Source organism: Streptomyces sp. NPDC047315 (assembly GCF_040643215.1).
Classification (GTDB): Bacteria; Actinomycetota; Actinomycetes; order Streptomycetales; family Streptomycetaceae; genus Streptomyces.
Map to the genome: position 1 here is coordinate 62455 of NZ_JBEYTZ010000015.1, position 18633 is coordinate 81087.

17 protein-coding genes are annotated in these 18633 nt (G+C 74.2%); 9 read left to right on the forward strand and 8 right to left on the reverse strand.

Features of this window, described 5'->3' with window-relative positions; genetic code table 11:
• Positions 1-906 (reverse strand): transketolase, encoded by a 906-nt coding sequence (locus ABZ842_RS19040; protein WP_361537869.1) that lies wholly within the window; start codon positions 904-906, stop codon positions 1-3.
• Between the two features lie 57 nt (positions 907-963).
• The gene (locus ABZ842_RS19045; protein ID WP_361537870.1) at positions 964-1704 is read right to left on the reverse strand and encodes a transketolase; all 741 of its coding nucleotides are present in this window, start codon (positions 1702-1704) and stop codon (positions 964-966) included.
• 562 nt (positions 1705-2266) lie between these two features.
• Between ABZ842_RS19045 and ABZ842_RS19050 the strand changes: the two genes are divergently transcribed.
• A complete protein-coding gene (locus tag ABZ842_RS19050) occupies positions 2267-3790 on the forward strand; it encodes an MFS transporter (protein WP_361537871.1) in 1524 nt (507 codons plus the stop codon).
• Here the strand turns inward: ABZ842_RS19050 and ABZ842_RS19055 are convergent.
• From ABZ842_RS19055 to ABZ842_RS19070, 4 genes are read right to left on the reverse strand one after another with little or no spacing between them, the layout of a single operon-like run.
• Complete coding sequence (locus ABZ842_RS19055) at positions 3777-5003, reverse strand: ABC transporter permease (protein WP_361537872.1); 1227 nt, start codon at positions 5001-5003, stop codon at positions 3777-3779. The two genes, ABZ842_RS19050 and ABZ842_RS19055, sit on opposite strands and share 14 nt — an antisense overlap.
• The gene (locus ABZ842_RS19060; protein ID WP_361537873.1) at positions 5000-5800 is read right to left on the reverse strand and encodes an ABC transporter ATP-binding protein; all 801 of its coding nucleotides are present in this window, start codon (positions 5798-5800) and stop codon (positions 5000-5002) included. Before ABZ842_RS19060 ends, ABZ842_RS19055 begins: the two co-directional genes overlap by 4 nt.
• Entirely contained in the window at positions 5797-6870 is a 1074-nt protein-coding gene (locus ABZ842_RS19065; protein WP_361537874.1) for a peptidoglycan-binding protein, read from the reverse strand. Before ABZ842_RS19065 ends, ABZ842_RS19060 begins: the two co-directional genes overlap by 4 nt.
• A complete protein-coding gene (locus ABZ842_RS19070; protein WP_361537875.1) occupies positions 6871-7527 on the reverse strand; it encodes a hypothetical protein in 657 nt (218 codons plus the stop codon). It lies immediately after the preceding gene.
• A 133-nt stretch (positions 7528-7660) separates the two neighbouring features.
• Between ABZ842_RS19070 and ABZ842_RS19075 the strand changes: the two genes are divergently transcribed.
• The 7 genes from ABZ842_RS19075 (at position 7661) to ABZ842_RS19105 (ending at position 15535) form a co-directional block, all read left to right on the forward strand.
• Positions 7661-8350 (forward strand): response regulator transcription factor, encoded by a 690-nt coding sequence (locus ABZ842_RS19075; RefSeq protein WP_361537876.1) that lies wholly within the window; start codon positions 7661-7663, stop codon positions 8348-8350.
• A gap of 14 nt (positions 8351-8364) precedes the next feature.
• Positions 8365-9852: an ATP-binding protein gene (locus ABZ842_RS19080; RefSeq protein ID WP_361538024.1), complete on the forward strand. Its 1488-nt coding sequence runs from the start codon at positions 8365-8367 to the stop codon at positions 9850-9852.
• The gene (locus ABZ842_RS19085; protein ID WP_361537877.1) at positions 9849-10379 is read left to right on the forward strand and encodes a hypothetical protein; all 531 of its coding nucleotides are present in this window, start codon (positions 9849-9851) and stop codon (positions 10377-10379) included. The genes ABZ842_RS19080 and ABZ842_RS19085 overlap by 4 nt, the downstream gene beginning before the upstream one ends.
• A gap of 210 nt (positions 10380-10589) precedes the next feature.
• The gene (locus ABZ842_RS19090) at positions 10590-11411 is read left to right on the forward strand and encodes a thiopeptide-type bacteriocin biosynthesis protein (RefSeq protein ID WP_361537878.1); all 822 of its coding nucleotides are present in this window, start codon (positions 10590-10592) and stop codon (positions 11409-11411) included.
• A 1-nt stretch (position 11412) separates the two neighbouring features.
• Positions 11413-14109, forward strand: coding sequence for a lantibiotic dehydratase (locus ABZ842_RS19095; protein WP_361537879.1), 2697 nt, complete (start codon positions 11413-11415; stop codon positions 14107-14109).
• Positions 14091-14264, forward strand: a complete 174-nt coding sequence (locus tag ABZ842_RS19100) for a hypothetical protein (RefSeq protein ID WP_361537880.1) — start codon at positions 14091-14093, stop codon at positions 14262-14264. The genes ABZ842_RS19095 and ABZ842_RS19100 overlap by 19 nt, the downstream gene beginning before the upstream one ends.
• Before the next feature lie 83 nt (positions 14265-14347).
• Positions 14348-15535 carry a lanthionine synthetase LanC family protein gene (locus ABZ842_RS19105; protein ID WP_361537881.1) on the forward strand — a complete coding sequence of 396 codons (1188 nt, stop codon included), beginning with the start codon at positions 14348-14350 and terminating at the stop codon, positions 15533-15535.
• 43 nt (positions 15536-15578) lie between these two features.
• On the opposite strand, the gene ABZ842_RS19110 is transcribed toward ABZ842_RS19105, so the two are convergent.
• Positions 15579-16484, reverse strand: coding sequence for a class I SAM-dependent methyltransferase (locus ABZ842_RS19110; protein WP_361537882.1), 906 nt, complete (start codon positions 16482-16484; stop codon positions 15579-15581).
• Between the two features lie 151 nt (positions 16485-16635).
• Between ABZ842_RS19110 and ABZ842_RS19115 the strand changes: the two genes are divergently transcribed.
• A complete protein-coding gene (locus ABZ842_RS19115; RefSeq protein WP_361537883.1) occupies positions 16636-17553 on the forward strand; it encodes a CHRD domain-containing protein in 918 nt (305 codons plus the stop codon).
• 118 nt (positions 17554-17671) lie between these two features.
• On the opposite strand, the gene ABZ842_RS19120 is transcribed toward ABZ842_RS19115, so the two are convergent.
• A complete protein-coding gene (locus tag ABZ842_RS19120) occupies positions 17672-18631 on the reverse strand; it encodes an SCO0930 family lipoprotein (protein WP_361537884.1) in 960 nt (319 codons plus the stop codon).
• Between the last annotated feature and the right edge of the window lie 2 nt (positions 18632-18633).

The following is an 18633-nucleotide window of genomic DNA, read 5'->3' on the forward strand; positions in this document are numbered from 1 at the left end:
TCAGCGCGCGCCGGGCCCGAGGAAGCGGGTGACGTCCTCGCGCAGGGAGGCCGCGTCCAGCCGGTGGGCCGCGAGGTGCTCCGCCATCTGCCCGTAGCGGCGCAGCTCCTTGCGTCCCACCCCGAGTCCCAGGACCCGGTGGGGCACGTGGGCCAGGGCGTCGTTCGCGGCGGCGGTGGAGGTGCCGGCGAGATACGGCTCGACGATCACCACGTCGGCGGCGGCCCCTTCGACCGCCCGCCGCAGCGCTGCGCTGTCGAAGGGGCGCACGGTCGTGGCGTACAGCACGGTCACGTCGAGATCCGCCACCGCCTCGGTCACCGCGTCCAGCATCGGGCCCACCGCGACCACGACGCCGGAGCGGCCCTCGCGCAGGGTGAGGAACTCCCCGCCGGTGACGGGCAGCGGCTGCTCGTTCTCCTGCAGCGAGAGGCGCACGTACACCCGGTCGTCGCCCCGGACCGCGGTGCGCAACAGCGCCTCCGCCTCGTCCGGGTGGCCCGGCACGTGGATCGTCCAGCCGTCCAGCGTGTCCAACAGGGCCACGTCGCCCGGTGACATGTGGGTGAAGCCGCCGGCCGGCCAGTCGTACGAGCCGCCGGCGCTCACCAGCACGGCCCCGGCGTCCTGGTGGCCGAGGTCCAACTTGACCTGCTCGAAGGGGCGCTCCACGAGGAAGCTGGCGAAGGTGTGCACGACGGGCCGCAGGCCGGCGAGCGCCAGACCGCCGCCGACGCCGACCAACAGCTGTTCGCGGATGCCCACGTTGACGACCCGGTCCGGGTGGGCCCGTCGGGCCGGCTCGAAGCCGTCGGCGCTGATGTCCGCGAGGACGACGGCGAGGCGCGGGTCCTCGTCGAGCAGCCGGGAGGTGGTGGAGATGAAGCGGTCACGCATGGTGTCCATGGCGGAAGTTCCTCAGATCAGATCGGGTCGGGTCGTTCGGTGGATGCCAGCGGAGGCTCAGGCGGCCTTGGGTTCGCCGATGTCCTCCTTGGGGTCGACCACGGCGACCACCGCGTGCGGACGCCCGGGGTGGGGCTGGGTGTACGCGGCGTACAGGGCTTCGTGGTCGCGGCCGTCCACGGTCGTCGCGGACCACCCCGCGGCCTCGAAGCGGGACGCGATGCCGCCGGGCCAACCGTGCGTGGCCGAACGGTTGTCGATGACCAGGGCGTGCAGCGCGGTGAGCCCGGCGGGTCCTGCGTAGGCGATGGCCTCGTGGTTGCTGCCCTCGTCCAACTCGGCGTCCCCGATCAGCACCCACACCCGGGAGTCGGTGCGCCCCTGGGCCCGCAGCCCGAGGGCCGTGCCCACGCCGAGCGGCAGCCCGTGCCCGAGGGAGCCGCTGCCGATCTCCGCGCCGGGCACCAGCACCCGGTCCGGGTGGTGCCCGAGCGGGGAGTCGTACCCGCCGAAGCTCGGCAGCAGCGCCTCGGGGAAGAAGCCCTTGGCGGCGAGCACGGCGTAGTACGCCATCGGACCGTGCCCCTTGGAGAGCAGGAAGCGGTCCCGGTCGGGGGCGTCGGCGGTGGCGGGGGAGACCCGCAGCACCCGGTCGTAGAGCACCCACAGCGCGTCGAGGGTGGAGGTGGCAGCGGGACCGTGCTTCTCGTCCCCGGTCATCAGGGACATCAGCCGCCCGAGGTCGTCGAAGCCGGCAGGGGTGGTGGAGCGGCTGTGCGCCGTCGTCGTCTGCGTCATGATCCCAGCGTGCAACCTCAACTTGACTTGAAGTCAAGCGCTTCCGGATCTCTGGCCGATAACCTGCGCTCCAGGCCCTGTCCGCAAGGCCCCGCGTGGCCCGTGCGTCAGTGCCGCGCCTTGACTGGCGCGCGGGGCGCCGTGGTGCGTGTGCGGTCATGGCGTCTGCGGCCCGTCTGTGGCTGTTCGCGCAGTTCCCCGCGCCCCTAAGAACCTTCACCCCGGCCCGCAGGCGAATGACGGGGGTAGTGAGACAGGTGGCGCTGGGGTCCCCCCCCACGCCCTCTGGGCGTAGGTGGGGGTGCCCCCGTGCCCGCAGGGCACAGGGGGAGGAACTGCGCGACAAGCCCACCACCGGGCCGCAGACGCCATCAGTGCACACCCATCGCGGTGCTACTGCGCTGCCGAGGCAGCGGCACTCGCCAGCCATGGAGGCGTCCCAAAGGTGTGGGCCGCATGCCGGTGCGGGGGTTTGCCCCAGTGGGGTACGTGGTACGGCTGATCGGCGCGACGGCCGGCCCGCGGCTCGCGGACGGCCGGCGCCAGGACGAAAGGCGCGGCGATGGCCCGGCAGGCACACGACGCGACGGGCACCGTCACCACGGCGGTGCCCGCACGCCTCGACCGGCTGCCGTGGTCGCGGTGGCACTGGATGATCGTCGTCGGCCTCGGCACCGTGTGGATCCTCGACGGCCTGGAGGTGACGGTCGTCGGGTCCATCGCCAGTCGGATCTCCGAGGGCGGCAGCGGGCTGACGATCACCGACGCCCAGGTCACCGGGGTCGCGGCGGCCCTGTACGTGGCGGGCGCCTGCACGGGCGCGCTGTTCTTCGCCCGGCTCACCGACCGCTACGGCCGCAAGAAGCTCTTCCTCGTCACCCTCGCGGTCTACCTCGCGGCCACCGCGATGACCGCGCTCTCCTTCTCCGCCTGGTGGTTCTTCCTCTTCCGCTTCCTGACCGGCTTCGGCATCGGCGGCGAGTACGCCGCCATCAACTCCGCCATCGACGAACTGATCCCCAGCAAGTACCGCGGCCGGGTGGACCTCATCATCAACGGCAGCTACTGGCTCGGCGCCATGGGCGGCGCGCTGCTGTCCGTCGTCGCGCTCAACACCGCGCTCTTCCCCGCGGACGTCGGCTGGCGCCTCGCCTTCGGCCTCGGCGTCGTCCTCGGCCTGGTGATCCTGCTGGTCCGCCGCAACGTGCCCGAGAGCCCCCGGTGGATGCTGATCCACGGCCGCGCCCCGGACGCCGAACTGCTCGTCGACGACGTCGAGTACAGGATCGAACGGGAACGCGGACGCCCGGTGCCCCGCGCCACCGCGACGATGACGATCCACCAGCGCGGCACCATCGGCTTCGGCGAGATCGCCCGCACGGTCTTCCGCCGCTACCCCCGGCGCGCCGTCCTCGGCTTCGCCCTCTTCATCGGCCAGGCGTTCCTCTACAACGCCATCACCTTCGGCTTCGGCTCCATCCTGGTGCGCTTCTTCGACGTGCCGAGCGGCAGCACCGGCTACTACTTCGCCGTCATCGCCCTCGGCAACTTCCTCGGCCCGCTGCTGCTCGGCCACCTCTTCGACACCTGGGGCAGACGGCCGATGATCGCCGGCACGTACCTGCTCTCCGGACTGCTGCTCTTCGGCACCGCCGCCCTCTTCGGCACCGCCGCCCTGTTCGGCGCCGGCGTGCTGAACGCCGTCACGATGTCCCTGTGCTGGTGCGTGGTGCTCTTCTTCGCATCGGCCGGCGCCAGTTCGGCGTATCTGACCGTCAGCGAGGTCTTCCCGATGGAGACCCGGGCGATGTCCATCGCCTTCTTCTACGCCATCGGCACCGCGGCCGGCGGCATCACCGGGCCGCTGGTCTTCGCCGGGCTGACGGAGAGCGGCGTCGTCTCCGACGCCGTGCTCGCCTTCGGCATCGGCGCGGCCCTCATGGTCGCCTCCGGACTCGTCGCCGCCTTCTTCGCCGTGGCCGCAGAAGGCCGCGCCCTGGAGGACGTCGCCAGACCGCTGTCCGCCGTACCGGACGACGACCGGCCGGCGGACGGATCCACCGGCCAGCAGGTCACGTCGCGCTGAGGGCGACCGCGGGCCGCAGCCGCGACGCCCGCACCGCCGGATACAGCCCCGCCAGCACGCCGATGACCAGCGTCGCCGCGAAGCCGCCCGCCAAGGACCACACCGGCACCACCGGGGTCCAGCCCTGCGCCAGGGCGAAGCCGAACGTGGCCGCCGCACCGAGGACCGCGCCGCCCGCGCCGCCGATGGCCGACAGCAGGAGGGACTCCGTGAGGAACTGGACGCGGATCGCGCCCCTGGTGGCCCCGATCGCCCGCCGGAGACCGATCTCCGCCCGGCGCTCCAACACCGAGATCACCATGGTGTTGGCCACGCCGACCCCGCCGACCAACAGCGCCACCGCGCCCAGGCCCAGCATCAGCGCGGTGAGGCCCTCGTCGGTGGCGGCCTTCGCCGCGAGCGCGTCGGAGGGCCGCGACACCTTGACGGAACCCGCGTCACCGGGGTTGACCGTACGGGGCAGGACGGTGCGCACGTCCTCGACCGTGGCGTCCGGGGAGCGCTCGAAGAGCATCGACGGATGCCCGTCGAAACCCAGGTACTCCTCCGCAGCGGGGAAGCCGACCAGCGCCACCCGGTCCAGGACGGGCACCAGTTCCACGGGTTCGAGCACGCCGACGACGACCACGTACTCGTCGTTCATCACCACCTTCTCGCCCGGCGCGGTGACGCCCAGGCGCCGGGCCGCGATCGAGCCGAGGACCGTGACCGGCAGCCGCTCGTTCGCCGCGGTCAGCCACGTCCCCTGCGCCACCTCGGCGTTCAGCGCCGTCAGGAGGTCCGTGCGCGCCGCCTGGACGCTGACGCCCGCGGTCCGCTCCTTGGGCACCACGTCGCTGCGCCGGACCTGCGCGGGCACGTCCCCGGTGGCCGTCGCGTGCTGGACGGGGCCGATGCGCTCGACCATGGCCACCGCCGACTTCGGCAGCTTCGCCTCGTTGCCCTCGGCGTCCTTGCCCGCCTCGACGGTGAGGAGGTTGGTGCCCAGCCGGTCGAGCCGGGCCATCAGGTCCGCCCGGCTGGAGTGCGAGAGCCCGACCACGGCGACCATCGTCGCGATTCCGATGGCGATGCCGAGCGCGGACAGCACGACGCGGGCGCGCCGGGCGCGCAGCCCGACCGCCCCCAGGCGCAGCACGTCGGCCGGCGCCAGCCGGGCGGGCCGCAGTCGCGGTGACCTCGGGGCGCGGGCGTGTGGGTCGCGGGCGTTCATCGCGCACCCGCCTTCCCGGTGCGGGAGCCGGCTTGCCCGGTACGGGAGTCGGAGACGACCTCGCCGTCCCGGAAGCGGACCCGGCGCGGCAGCGCGTCCGCGACGTCCTGGTCGTGGGTGATCACGCAGACGGTGGTGCCCGCCGCGTTCAGCTCGTGCAGCAGGTCCACGACGACCTCGCCGGACGCCGTGTCCAGGGCGCCGGTCGGCTCGTCGGCGAGCAGCAGGTCCGGCTCGCCGACCAGCGCGCGGGCGATGGCCACCCGCTGCTTCTCCCCGCCGGACAGCTCCGCGGGCCGGTGGCCCAGCCGGTGACCGAGGCGTACCCGCTCCAGTGCGGCGCGGGCGCGGGCCCGGCGCCGACGGCGGGGCACCCCCGCGTACAGCAGCCCGTCCGCGACGTTGTCGACCGCGTCGCGGCCCGCCGCCAGGTGGAAGTGCTGGAACACGAAGCCGATGTGGCGGGCGCGCAGCGCGGACAGTTGGGCGTCGGACAGATCGGCCACGTCGTACCCGGCCACCCGCACGGTGCCCGTCGTGGGCGCGTCGAGCGTGCCGACGACGTTGAGCACGGTCGACTTCCCGGAGCCCGAAGGGCCGACGATCGCGACCAGTTCGCCCGCGTGGACGGTGAGGCTCACCCCGCGCAGGGCGTGCACGCCGCCCGGGTACGACTTGCCGACGTCGCGCAGTTCGACGACGGGGACGGCTCCGGGCACGGTGACCGTCTCGACGGGGAGCGCGTCGCGCGCGGGTGAGGGGTCGGGGGCGGCGTCCGGGGAGTGCGGGGTCGTCATTCCTCGGCCACCCCGACCTCCTGGCCCTCCGCGAGCTGCGCGCCGCTGACCTCGATGCGGCCGTCGGCCGTCATCCCCGTCTCCACCCGCACCATCCGGGAGGTGGCGCCCTCGACGAGTTGGAGGCCGTAGCCGCCGTCCGCGCCGCGCAGCGCGACGACCGCCTCCACCGGGACCGTGAGGACGCCCTTGCGGCTCTCGCGGACGAACCGGACGCTCACCGTGGCCTTGGCGTCCTCCTCGGAGACCGCGGACGCGCCGCCGTCCAGGGCGACCTCGACCGTGATGCCGTTCTGTGCCGGCGCGTCGGCCGGTCCGCCCGGTTCCTGCGGGCGGACCGTCCCCGTGACCCCGCCCCGTGCCCGCGCGCCGCTGGGCAAGGTCACCTCGACCCGGGTGCCCGGGGCGGTGAGCGACACGTCGCCCTGCTCCAGCTCCGCGCGGACCACGGGCCGGGTGGAGGCGACGGTGAGGACGGTCGTCTCCGGACCCACCCGGTCGGCGAGCGCCGCGTCGGCCCGTACGACGGTGACCTCCTCGGGCTGGAAGACGACGTCCCCGTGGCCGACCGTGCCCGACGGGGTGCGGTTCAGCGACTTCTGCCACCGCTTGACGGCGGCTGCCGTCCCCTCGTCGTAGCGCGGGTCGACGTGGATCCCGCTGCCGTACCCCAGGGCGACGAGATTGCGCTCCAGTTGGAGCACGTCGCTGCCGCGGGCGCCGACCTTCATCTCGCGGAAGGCGGGCACCGGCCCGTACAGCAGGGTGACGGGCTTGTCGTCGAGTTCGAAGAGCGCCCGGCCGCGGGTGACCTTCGCGCCCTCCCGCGCCGCGACCGTCACCGTGCCGGGCGCGGCCGACCTGACCGCGCGGCGCTGGGCGAAGTCGATCGTGCCGTCCACGGTGGTGGACCGCACGAGGTCGGCCCGGGTGACGGTGGCGGTGGCCGGCGGCAGGTCGCCGCGGCCGTCCGCGGCCTCGACGTTCCCGCCGTCGTACACCAGGGCGCCCGCGCCGAGTGCGGCGGCCACCGCCGTGCCGCCGATGAGGAAACCGGTACGGCGCTTCATCTACTGCATCCCGTCCAGACCTTCGAGCAGCTTGCCCTTGCACGCCTCGCGGGCCTTCTTGTACACGGGTGACTTCTCGTCGAGCACCGGGGACACGGGGTTCGGCTCGCCGCCCGGCATGACCCCGCCGCCCGACAGCGTCGGGCTGGCGAACCGGGAGACGCCCTCGTCGCGCATGCACGTGGCGTGCGCCATCAACGACTCGTAGTCCTGCTGCTTGTCGCGCTGGGGCTCCAGGTTGCCCGCCGCGCGCAGCTCCGGGCCGCAGATGCCGTCCTTGCCGCCCTTGTGGCCCTGGCCGCCGCCGACCCGGTCGGGCATCTCGTTGATCGCGTCCCAGTCCAGGTAGCCGCTGAGCTTGGGGTCCGGGTAGTCCTTCGAGCCGCCCTTGGTCCGCATGCACCGGACGTACTCCATCTGAGCGTCGTAAAAGGCGCTCTTCCCCTGCGCGGAGGGCTTCGCGGACCCCTGCCCCTCGCCCTTGCCCCTGGCTGCGTCGGGGCTCGGCTCCAGCGGTACGGAAGCGATCTCGCCGCCGTCCGCGCGCACGCCCTCGCCGTCGTCGCCGCAGGCGACGGAGAAGGCGAGCAGAGGGGCGACGACGACCGCTGCGAGCCGCAGCCGGGCGGCGCCGCGGGAGGTGGTGTGGATGGTCATGGCACGACCGTCAGCCGCCCAGATGGTGATTCGACCATCGCCACATGATGAGCAGGTAACAATGCGCGAGATTGCCCAGCCGACCGCTCCCACCGGTCCTGAACAGCGAAAACCGTCACGCATAATCGGCTCCATGGCCCGTGTACTGCTCATCGAGGACGACGTGTCCGTGCGCGACGGCATGGAACTGGTGCTGCGCCGGCACGGCTACGACGTCGATACGGCCGCCACCGGCGAAGCCGCGCTCGCCCTGCTGGCCGGCCCGGCGGGCGCCGCCGTCGAACTCGCCGTGCTCGATCTGATGCTGCCCGGCATCGACGGCTTCGAGGTCTGCCGACAGCTGCGGGCCACCGGCTCCACCGTGCCGGTGATCATGCTCACGGCCCGCGGCGACGACGGCGACGTGGTCCGGGGCCTGGAGGCCGGCGCCGACGACTACGTCGTCAAGCCGGTGACCGCACCGGTGCTGGAGGCCAGGATCCGTGCGGCGCTGCGCCGCGCCGAGCCCGTGCGGTCGGCCCGCGGCGAGAACCACGCGGGCCTGGTCATCGACCGGGCGGGGCTCACCGTCAGCAAGCGCGGCGCACCGATCACCCTGCCGCCCACGGAGCTGCGCCTGTTGCTCGAACTCTCGGCGTCGCCGGCGCGGGTCTTCAGCCGCGAGCAGTTGCTGCAAGCGGTGTGGGAGCACGGCTTCCTCGGCGACTCCCGGTTGGTGGACGCGGCGGTCGGCCGGCTCCGGGCGAAGATCGAGGACACCCCCGCGCAGCCGCGGTACATCCAGACGGTCCGCGGCTTCGGCTACCGCTTCGGGCCGGTGTGAGCGTGCGCCGCCGCCTGGGGCGCCGCTGCCCGCAGCGCGCCCGGGGCGAGGGCCGCCCCGTGCTGCGGGCCCTGCGGCGGCTCGGCGGGCTGCGCACCCGTCTCGTCGTCGCCTTCGTGCTCGTGGCCCTGGCCAGCGGCGTGACCGCGACCGCGCTCGCCTACCGCGAGTCGCGCACCGCGGTCCTGGAGCGCAAGCAGGACGCCGTGCGCAACGACTTCCGCAACCGCGTCGAACAGGCGGCAGCGGACTTCGACATGCCGCCGGACGAGGTGTCGCTGACCGAGCTGGCGAACGGCGTCGCGGACGGGCTCGGCGACGACGCCCTCGTGGTGGTCCAGTACGGCGCGCTGACGGCCTCGTCCGACGCGTCCGCCGACCGCTCCCGGATCACCCCCGGGCTGCGCGAGGCCGTCAGCACCCGCAACCGGATGAGCTTCCAGCGGGTCGAGTGGAACGGCAGCCCGTACCTGGTGGTCGGCACCCCCGTGACCGCCGACGGGGGCGTGCCGTCCGGCCTCGACGTCTTCGCCGTCACCTCACTGCGGGCGGAGCTCGAAGACACCACGGGCGTGGTCGACGCGGTGCGCACCGGCATCGTGCCGGTGGTGCTGCTCGCCACCGCCCTCGCGCTCCTCGCCGCCGGCACCGTGCTGCGCCCGGTGCGCGAACTCGGGCGCGCCACCCGCCGCCACGCGGCCGGTGACCTCAGCATCCGGGTCAGGGTCCGCGGCCGGGACGAACTGGCCGACCTGGCACGGGACTTCAACGAGACGGCGGACGCCCTGGAGGCGTCCGTCACGGAGCTGCGCGAGCAGGACGCACGGGCGAAGCGCTTCGTCGCCGACGTCTCGCACGAACTGCGCACCCCGCTCGCCGCGATGACGATGGTCGCCACCGTCCTCGACGAGGACGCGGCGCAACTGCCGCCGGACGCGGCCCGCGCCGCGCGCACCGTCAGCGCGGAGACCGCGCGGCTGGCCCGGCTGGTGGAGGACCTGATGGAGATGTCCCGCTTCGACTCGGGCGCGGCACGGCTCAACGTGACCGACACCGACCTCGCGGCGGCCGTCCGCGCCACGCTCTCCCTGCGCGGCTGGACCGACCGGGTGGGCGTGGAGTTGCCCGACGGGGTCGTGGCCGCGGTGGACCGGCGGCGCATCGACGTGATCGTCGCCAACCTCGTGGGCAACGCGCTGCGGCACGGAGCGGAACCGGTCACCCTCACCCTGTCCGCCGACCGGGCCGGCTCCCGGATCGCCGTCGAGGTCGCCGACCGGGGCCCGGGGCTCGCGCCCGAGGTCCTGGCGCAGGTCTTCGACCGCTTCTACAAGGCGGACAGCGCGCGCACCCGCTCGGAGGGCAGCGGTCTCGGCACCGCCATCGCGCTGGAGAACGCCCGACTGCACGGCGGCACCATAGACGCGGCCAACGGCCCCGACGGCGGCGCGGTGTTCACCCTGCGCATACCGTGGCGGGCGACCTGCGAGGAGGAGCGGTGAGGCGCAGGACCCTGGCGGCCGTGGTGGCGGTGGTGCTCGTACTGCTCGCCGGGTGCGGGGTGCGCCCCACCGGCGTCGTCGACGGCGGTCAGTCCGCCGGCGGGCTGACCAAGGGGCTGCGGCTGTACTTCGTGTCCCAGGCGGGCCGCCTGGAGGCGGTGGCGCGCCCCGACATTCCGCTGGAAACGCTGTCCGAGCCCGTCCAGGTCCTCAAGCTCCTCGGGCAGGGGCCGACGCAGGCGGAGCGCGAGTCCGGGCTCTCCACTCTGGTGGGGGCGGACTTCTACTACGGCAGGTACGACGTCAGGGTCCGAGCCGACCGGGTCACGGTCCACGTGCCGCTCCCGCACCTGGACGGCCTCTCGGTCCAGGACCGCAACATGGTGGGCCAGTTGGTGTGCAGCATGGCACGGGCGCGCGCCGTGCTCGACGTCAGCGGAACGAGACGGACCGACGACGTCCCCATCACGGTCCAGCCCCAGGAGGGGGATCCCGCCACGTACGTCTGCTCGGACTTCCTCAGGTAGGTGCACCGGGGCGGTTCACCCGGCGCACCCGGCCGTCGTTCTCGACGGCGGTCACTGGAGCGCGTCCTCGGTGACGGCGTCACACAGATACGCAAAGAGCATGATGCGCATTATATGACTTAGTGCGGCATTCGTTTGAATGCCATGGATATCAGGAAATTCTCTCTCTGGAAAGGAACGTCAGCCCGCGGCGCGGCGAAAGGGGGAGCGGTGACCAAGGCCCCGCATCCCGAGGCGAGTTGGGTGCAGCTCAATGTGACGCCCCGTCAATCGTCCCTGGTGGATCTGTACGGCAAGCTCGCCGACACCGCCCGCGAGGTCCTGGCGGACGGGGCCAGCGCCTTCTTCTTCATGCACAAGCCCCCCGGGCTCAGGGTGCGCTTCCAGGCCGCGGAGGTGGCGGACACCGCCGATCTGCGGGCCGAACTGCTGGAGCGGACCAAAGCCTTCGACGAGCTCGCGGCACCGCCGGTGGCCGCGGTGTACGAGCCGGAGAGCTATCTGTTCGGCGGCGAAGCCGCCATGCCGTGGGTGCACGAGCTGTTCACCGCGGACTCCCTGGCCTGGTTGGACCTGCACACCGGGAGCGGCGGCGAGCCCGCGCCGGCACCGTGGCGGGTGTCCCTGCTGCTGGTGCGCGAGCTGTTGGCCGGGCTCGAAGTCGTCGGGTGGGAGCACCGCGGGGTGTGGGAGGCCGTCCGGGCCGAGACCGGGCGGGCGCTCCCCGGCGGGCTGGCGGACGCCGAGCGGCGCCGGGCCGCCGAGGGGATCCGGCAGTGGTGGGGCCGGCCGCGCGAAGAAGCCCTCGCCGCCCTCCCGGGGGACTGGCCCGCGGTGCTGGCGCAGCACCGGACCGCGGTGGCCCGCGCCGCCGAGGGGTGGCGCCGCGGCTACTTCGAATCCGGCGAAGCCGTGCGCGGCCCGCGCCGCGCCGCCGCGTACGCCGTGATCTTCCACTGGAACCGGGGCCTGATTCCCGCCTCCCGACAGTGTCTGCTCACCGAAGCCCTCGCCGACGACGGGGTGGTCTGACATGGTCGACGTCGGCTCCGTTCGCAGGGTGCCCTTCCCGCTGCTGGGCACCGCGGCGTTGGCGAGGGTCGCCGCCGTCCCCTGCTCGCTGTGGACCGGCGCGGGCAATCCCCTGCTGTTCGCCCGGCTCGCCGCGCACGCCGACGCCGCCGTACGGCAGACCGGGCGCGCCCGGCGCCTGGCCGAGAAGCTGGGCGAAGTCGTCCCCGACCCCCGGCTGTCCGACACCGAACGGCACGCGCTGCTGGCGCTGCGCAGGCGACTGCACTCCGGCGCCGCGCCCCGGCCCGAGGAGTGCCGACTGCTGGACCGGCTGACGGCGGCGCCCGCACGACTGGCCAGGGAAGGCACCGCCCTGGTGCGTGCCGCCCAGCAAGCGGACGTCGTCCAGGCCGACATCGAGCGGGCGCTGGTCGCCGAGCGGCAGCGGATCGGCGCCCTGTCGTGGGCCCTGCTGGACCAGAGTCCCGTGCTGCGGACCTTCGTCGACGCGGCGACGCCCGGGCTGACCCAGGAAGTGACGGCGTACCTCGCCCGCGGCGAGACCTGGACCGGCAAGCGGCTGCGCAAGCGCAGCGGATACCTGTGGCGCGCCGTCGCCCGCGCGGCGGTGAAGACGACGCCCCGGGGGTGGGCCTGTCACGTCGCGCTCGTCCCGGTCGGCGGGGTCAACGGCTGGGCCGGCGCCCGGCTGCTGCCCCCGGGGGCCGTGGTCGGCGCGCTCGCCGCCACGACCGCGGAGAACGTCCACGGCTTGCGCGCCCGGCTCACCGCAGCCGACCCGTGGGACACCGAAGCCCCCGTCGCGTACGCCCCCGCCGCCCTGCACGTCACCGACCCCGACGGACGCCTGCGCTGCTACGGAGTCGACCCCGACGAACCCGGCCGGATGCGTCAGGTCGCCGTGCGCCGCACCCCGCCGCTGGACGCGGTGCTCGCCCTGCTGGCCGACGGACCGCGCCCGCTCGCGGAGTTGGAGCGCACCCTCACCGGAGCCGCCGGCCCCGGCAGCTCCGGTGCGCTGCGCGCCTTCCTCAGCCACCTCGTCCGCCTCGGGGTGCTCCAGCCCTGCGGCACCCCGCGCCACCACGCCAGCGCCTGGGTCCCGCCCGTGCACGTGACCGGGCCCGAAGCCCTGCCCCAGCCGCGCCCCGCCCCGTCCCCGGGCCCCAGTGCCGCAACCGGGCCCCGGCCCCGTGCCGACGGCGACGGCTGGTTCGTCGACTCGTACCGCGCCGTGGACGCCACCGTCCCGGACGCGGGCGTCGCCCGGGTCGAACGGGCCCTCGCCGTGGCCGCCCGTGTAGTGGCGCTCCGCCAGGCCGACCAGCTGACCGCGCCCGCCCCCGCACCCCCGCCGGGCGCCCAGGCCCTCGACGACCACCCCCGTCCCCTCAGCGCCCTGCTCGCCCAACTGCTCCCCGAACAGGACGCCGTGCCCGCAGGGGCACACCCCAGCCGGTACACCGGCTGGCACCCCGCCCACGTCCCCGGCTCCGGCTACGACCGTCTGCTGACCCACGTCGACCGCCACCGGGGCGAGGAGACGATCGACCTAGACCACGCCCTGCTGGACTCGGTGGGCGCGCCGTCCACCGCCGAAGCCCTGCCCGCCTGGCCGCTCGACTGCCTGCTGCGCCCGCTCGTCGGCCCCACCGGCCCCGTCGCCGTCCTGGAGACCGCGTCCGCCGCCGGTGTCCTCGACGCCCGGTTCGCCGACGGACTCAAGGCCCTGCACGGCCGCTACGGACCCGTCGAGAGCTACCGCGCCTTCCTCGCCGCGGTGGAGCGCCGTGCCGGCGTCCGCTTCGTCGAACTGCTGGTGCCACCGGTCGGCGAGCGCGCGGCGAACGCGGTGCGACGACCCGTCACCACCCGCTGGTGGACGGGCGATCCGCACCACGCCGCGTACTGCACCCCCGGCGGCCCGCCCCAGCGCTACCTTCCGCTCGACCGGATCACCCTGCGCCGCGCCCCGCTCGGCGCCGCACCCGGCACCCGCGCCGTCGCGGAGGCCGACGGCGAGCGGATCGTGCCCGTGTACCACGCCACCCGCGCCCCCATGCCGCCGTACAACCTGCTCGTCGGGCTGCTGCTGCGCGCCAGCCACCCCGCGGCGGGCACCGTCATCCGGCTCGACTGTCCCGCGGCGGCCTTCGACCGCCCGGCCGACGAGGTCGTACGGATGCCCCGGCTGACGGTCGGCGGCGACCTCGTCGTGGCCCCGGCCACCTGGCGGGTGCCCCGGGCCCTGCTGTGGTCGCCCCGCGTCGGGGACTTCGCCAAGGCCCGCGCCCTGGCCGCGCTGCGGCACTCGGCCCGGCTGCCGCGCTTCGTCTTCGTCCGGCCCGCGCACGACGCCAAGCCCATGCCCGTCGACCTGGAAGCGCTGCCCACGCTGACGCTCGTCGAACGGATGTGCGCCAGCCGGCCCGGTGACGAGCTCCTGGTCGAAGAGATGCTGCCCGGCCCGGACCACCTGACGCTGCGCGACCCCACGCACCAGGGCGCCGCCGTCGCCGGACAACTGCTGCTGAGGATCTCCCGCACCCGGGACCCCGAGGCGCTCGCGGCGCTCGCCGCAGCCGCCCTCACCCAAGGCGTTCCCGCCCCGACCCCTGCACGGGGGACGGCGGCCGGGACGGTCACCACCCATCCACCCGAAAGGAGAGAGGTTCCATGCCCACCGACGAACTGATCAAGATCGCGGACCTCGACGAACTGATCGACCAGCTCGACGAGCGCGTCACCAGCACCGACCTGCCCACCACCGCCGACCAGGCGGTCACGGCCGTCGGAGCCTGCAGTGGCCTGTGCACCGTCCTGATCTGCAGCGTCATCGGCGTCTGCTGATCGAACAGAGCCGCCCGGGCACGGTTACCGGGCGGCTCACCCAGCCCTTCCTCCACAGGCCCGTCACACCGACAGAAGAGCCGATGTCGCCCAGCGCCCAGCACACCCCCGCCCCCGACCTCGACCCCTTCGCCCTGGCCGTGGACCTGCTCGACGGATACCGAGCCGGGCCGGACGCCGGCGCCGACCCCGGTATCCCCGTGCTCGCTTGGATCGTCACCGCGGCAGGCGCGCCCCGGGCGACCGCCAGTGCGCGCCGCGCCGTCGCCCAGTGGGTGCAGACGATCGGCCACGGCTCACCGCGCCACGGACTCCACGACGGCCTGGCCGGCACCCTCGTCGGGCTCGACCACGCAGCGCGCCTGCACCCACCGCTGCAGCGCGTCGCCGACAGCCTTCGCGACCGCCTCGTGGACGCGGCCGAGCGCCGCCCGTGGGGCACCGAATCCGTCGGGTTCCCCGACTACGACCTCATCACCGGCCCGGCGGGCGTCCTCCTCGCCCTGTCCGCCGGCACCTCGGGCACCGCACCCCTGCTGACGTTCGCCCAGCACCTCGCGGCGCTCTGCGACCACGCGGACCTGCCGCGGCTACGCACCGGGCCGTACGCCGAGCACCCCACGCTGTCCTGGCTGCACGGCCGGATCAACACCGGCATGGGCCACGGCGTGGCCGGGGTCGCGACCGCGCTGACCGCCGCCGTACGGCGCCTGGGACCCGAGCCGCACCTCACCGGCGCCCTGCACCACGCCGTCCACTGGCTGACCCGCCAGTCCTTCGACGACGACCGGGGCATCCGCAGTTGGGACGGCGCGGGGCTGGAAGGCCCGCCGCCGCCCGGCCCCCGCCCCCGCCAGGCGTGGTGCTACGGCAACCCCGGGGTCGCCTGGGCCGTGTGGGACGGCGCCCGCACCATCGACGACCAGGAGACCTCCGAGTGGGCGCTGGACGCCTTCACGACCTTCGCCGACGGCTTCGACGAGGACTTCCACCTCTTCGGGGAGGAGCCGATCGACCTCCTCGGGCTCTGCCACGGGGCGGCGGGCATCCTCGCCGTCACCGACGCCTTCGCCCGGCACGCCCGCCTGCCCGTCGCGGTGCTCCTGCGCACCCGGCTCCTGCACCACTTGGAACGACGCCTCGCTGACCCCGCCGTACGGACGAAGCTGAACCCGGGGCTGTTGGGCGGCGCCACCGGCGTGCTGAGCGCCCTGCTCACCGCCGCCCACGACGGCGACCGCGCCTGGCTGCCCTGCCTGGGGCTGCGCTGAGGGCGGCCCCAGGCAGCACCTCAGCGCAGCCCCAGGCAGCACCTCACCCCTCGGCGAGCTGGAAGTGCCACACCACCACACCCGGCACGTCGGCCGACGCCGCCCGGGCCGCTTCGGGCACCAGCGCGGCGAGCGACCACGGCCACAGCTCCCAAGGACCGTTCGCCACCGCCGTGCCCGGGTCGCCCGCTGCCTGCGAGGGTTCGGGACGCGTCACGACCGGACGGGGCTCCTCGCAACTCCGCACGGCGAACCCCGCGGCGAGCGCTGCCCGCACGTAGTCCCCGATCCGGTGGACGTGGCTCGCCAACCGACCCGGCCGGCCGTCGTCGTCCCGTAGCGCCGGCACCGCACTGCGCGCCACCTGCTCAGGATGTACGTCCGAGGTCACCAGGTGTCCGCCCGGGCGCAGCACCCGGCCGAACTCCGCCAGCACCGGCCGCAGATCGGGCACGTGGGTCAGCGCCAGGGCGCACACCACCAGGTCCACCGATGCGTCAGCGACCGGCAGCCGGTGCAGGTCACCGGTGCGGAAATCGCCGTCGGGGACGCGTTCGCGGGCCCGGGCGAGCATGTCGGGGGAGCCGTCCACACCGATGACCGCGTGCCCCCGGTCGGCGAGGACGGCGGACATGCGACCGGTGCCGCAAGCGGCGTCCAGCGCGGTGCCGGCCGGTAGGCCGTCGAGGAGGTCCCCGAGCGCGGGACCGTCCGTGTCGAAGGCGGAGTTGGGGGAGTCGTAGGTCCGCGACCAGATCCGGTACCCCTCGCCGGGGTCGATCCGGTCGACCTCCACGCCCGCACGCGCCAACCGCTCGTCGTCGAGCAGTCTGCGCACCTCGGCGATCCTCGCCGCGGCGAACTCGCCGTCGTACTCCCCGGTGAAGGTCCGCAGCAGCGCGAGTCCTTCGAGGCCCAACAGATAAGCGAGCGGATTCTCGTGGGTCATCGCCGCACGCTACCGGCGCCCGCGCCCGGGCCGCGAAGGATTTTGCCGGTGAACCCCCGGCGCCCGGGGTGCGTGCTTCGTGTACCCGGATGTGCGGACCCGTCGGCGCCTTCGGGCGCCCGCTGTGGTCCAGGTGAAAGGACGTACGAAGATGCGCAGAGTGCTGGTCGCCGCCCAAGTCGTGTTGCTGACCGCCTCGGTGGCGGGCTGCGCCGGCTTGGACGGCACGTCGAGGGCGCCGGCCGCGGGGGCGAAGCCCCAGGCCGCCGCTGCGCGGGGAAGTTCACCGGCCGCCACCGAGGAGGGGACCTCGCTGATCGCCCGGCTCGACGGCGGACGGGGGGCGAGGGTCGTCGCACTGCTCAGGATCAGCGGTGACCGGGTCACCTTCTCGCTCACGTGGAGCGGGACGGGCCCGCCGCGGTCCGCCGGCGTACGGGCGGGCGGCGACCAGGCGGTGGCGGGGCTGTTCGGCAACGGCCTGCCCGCAGGGGCGCGTTCCGTCGCCGGGCGGATGACCGTCACCGACCCGGCGCAGGCGGAACGGCTCAGGACCCGGCCCGGGGAGTTCACCGTGGACCTGGGCCCGGGGGAGTCGACGGGCGACGGATCCGTGCCGGCCGGTGGCGTGCTGCGCGGGCCGCTCACCGAGTCCGGCCAGCCCGTCGATCCGCTCGGCGTCATCCCGGACGGCGCGCTGCGGGCGCTCGCGGACGGACGCCAGGAGTCCGGCGGCGAAGGGGCCCCGAAGGGCGACAAGGACGCCCACACCACGGTCTCCCTCGACCCCGGCAAGGGCGGCGCCCTGAACTACTCCCTGGCCTGGGTGAACCTCGAACCGCCCACCGCCGCCCAGGTCCACCGGGGGGCGCTGGGGCAGAGCGGCGAGGTCGCCGTCCCGCTCTTCACCACTCCGCTGCCGCGCACCCTGATCGCCGTCTCGGGCACCGTCGAGGTCACCGACCCGGCCACCTTGCGGGACCTCGCCGCCAAGCCGGGCGGCTTCTACGTCACCCTCAACACGGCGGACTTCCCGCGCGGCGCGGTCCGCGGCCAGGTCTTCCGCTGACGGGACGCCCCTCAGGGGCCGACTCTCAAGGGCCGGCCCTCAAGCGCCGGCCCGACACAAAGGGGCGGGGCGGTCTCCCTCCAGGGAAACCGCCCCGCCCCTCGCGTACGACCGGACGTCACTTGGCGAGCTTGCCGTCCGCCCGGACCGCGAACCAGGTGCCGCCCACGCCCTGACCGCTGGTGTCACCGGGCGCCTTGTCACCGGTGAACCAGTACAGGGGCCAGCAGTCGATGGTCAGCTGACGGGTGCCGTCGGGGCGCTTGAACTCGATGACCTGCTTCGGGTCGATGCCCTGGACGCCCTTCAGGGCCGCCTTGTCGAGCATCTTCGCCGGCTTCCACTTCTCCAGGCACGGGCCGGTGCAGTTGGACTTCATCGGCCAGTCCGTGTCCTTGGTGAAGCGGTACAGCGTACGGCCCTTGGCGTCCCGGACGATCGGGCCCAGCTTGGCGTCGTCCCGGACCGACAGCGGCGGAAGCGCGGCTCCCGGCTGCTCGCCCGAGCCCGTGCCCGTACCGGTGCCCGATCCGCCGCCCGTGGTGGCGCCGGCCGCAGCCGCCGTCGCCTTGTTGCCGTCGGGAGCCGCCGCGAACCAGGTGCCGCCCACGCCCTGCCCGTTGGTCTGGCGCGGCTGGGTGTCCTTAGCGAAGCGGTACAGCGGCCAGCCCTTCAAGGTCAGCTGCTGCGTGCCGTCGGAGCGGGTGACCTTGCCGAGGAGCTTGGCGTCCATACCCTCGGCCGCCGCCGCGTCCGCGGCCAGCACCGGCGGCCACGCCTTCGCGCAGTCGCCGTCGCACGTCGACTTGGACGGGGACGCGGTGTCGTTGTCGAAGCGGTAGAGCGTGAAGCCGGCGCTGTCGGTGACCACGGGACCCAGCGGCCCGCTCTTCCAGATGCTCAGCTTGCCCGCCGTCACCGGGCGCACACCGGCGGCCTGCCCCTGGGCGGCGACCGGGGTCTGGGCGACCGAGTCCGCCTTCTTGTCGCCGCCGTCCTCGCCACCGCAGGCGGTGAGCAGCAGCAGCGCCGCCACCGTACCCGTCGCCGTGACCGTCGCGATCCGCCAGTTCCGCATGA

Coding starts and splice junctions, on each gene's coding strand:
- ABZ842_RS19040 (WP_361537869.1), bottom strand. CDS start 906: ATGGACACCATGCGTGACCGCTTCATCTCCACCACCTCCCGGCTGCTC.
- ABZ842_RS19045 (WP_361537870.1), bottom strand. CDS start 1,704: ATGACGCAGACGACGACGGCGCACAGCCGCTCCACCACCCCTGCCGGC.
- ABZ842_RS19050 (WP_361537871.1), top strand. CDS start 2,267: ATGGCCCGGCAGGCACACGACGCGACGGGCACCGTCACCACGGCGGTG.
- ABZ842_RS19055 (WP_361537872.1), bottom strand. CDS start 5,003: ATGAACGCCCGCGACCCACACGCCCGCGCCCCGAGGTCACCGCGACTG.
- ABZ842_RS19060 (WP_361537873.1), bottom strand. CDS start 5,800: ATGACGACCCCGCACTCCCCGGACGCCGCCCCCGACCCCTCACCCGCG.
- ABZ842_RS19065 (WP_361537874.1), bottom strand. CDS start 6,870: ATGAAGCGCCGTACCGGTTTCCTCATCGGCGGCACGGCGGTGGCCGCC.
- ABZ842_RS19070 (WP_361537875.1), bottom strand. CDS start 7,527: ATGACCATCCACACCACCTCCCGCGGCGCCGCCCGGCTGCGGCTCGCA.
- ABZ842_RS19075 (WP_361537876.1), top strand. CDS start 7,661: ATGGCCCGTGTACTGCTCATCGAGGACGACGTGTCCGTGCGCGACGGC.
- ABZ842_RS19095 (WP_361537879.1), top strand. CDS start 11,413: ATGGTCGACGTCGGCTCCGTTCGCAGGGTGCCCTTCCCGCTGCTGGGC.
- ABZ842_RS19100 (WP_361537880.1), top strand. CDS start 14,091: ATGCCCACCGACGAACTGATCAAGATCGCGGACCTCGACGAACTGATC.
- ABZ842_RS19105 (WP_361537881.1), top strand. CDS start 14,348: ATGTCGCCCAGCGCCCAGCACACCCCCGCCCCCGACCTCGACCCCTTC.
- ABZ842_RS19110 (WP_361537882.1), bottom strand. CDS start 16,484: ATGACCCACGAGAATCCGCTCGCTTATCTGTTGGGCCTCGAAGGACTC.
- ABZ842_RS19115 (WP_361537883.1), top strand. CDS start 16,636: ATGCGCAGAGTGCTGGTCGCCGCCCAAGTCGTGTTGCTGACCGCCTCG.
- ABZ842_RS19120 (WP_361537884.1), bottom strand. CDS start 18,631: ATGCGGAACTGGCGGATCGCGACGGTCACGGCGACGGGTACGGTGGCG.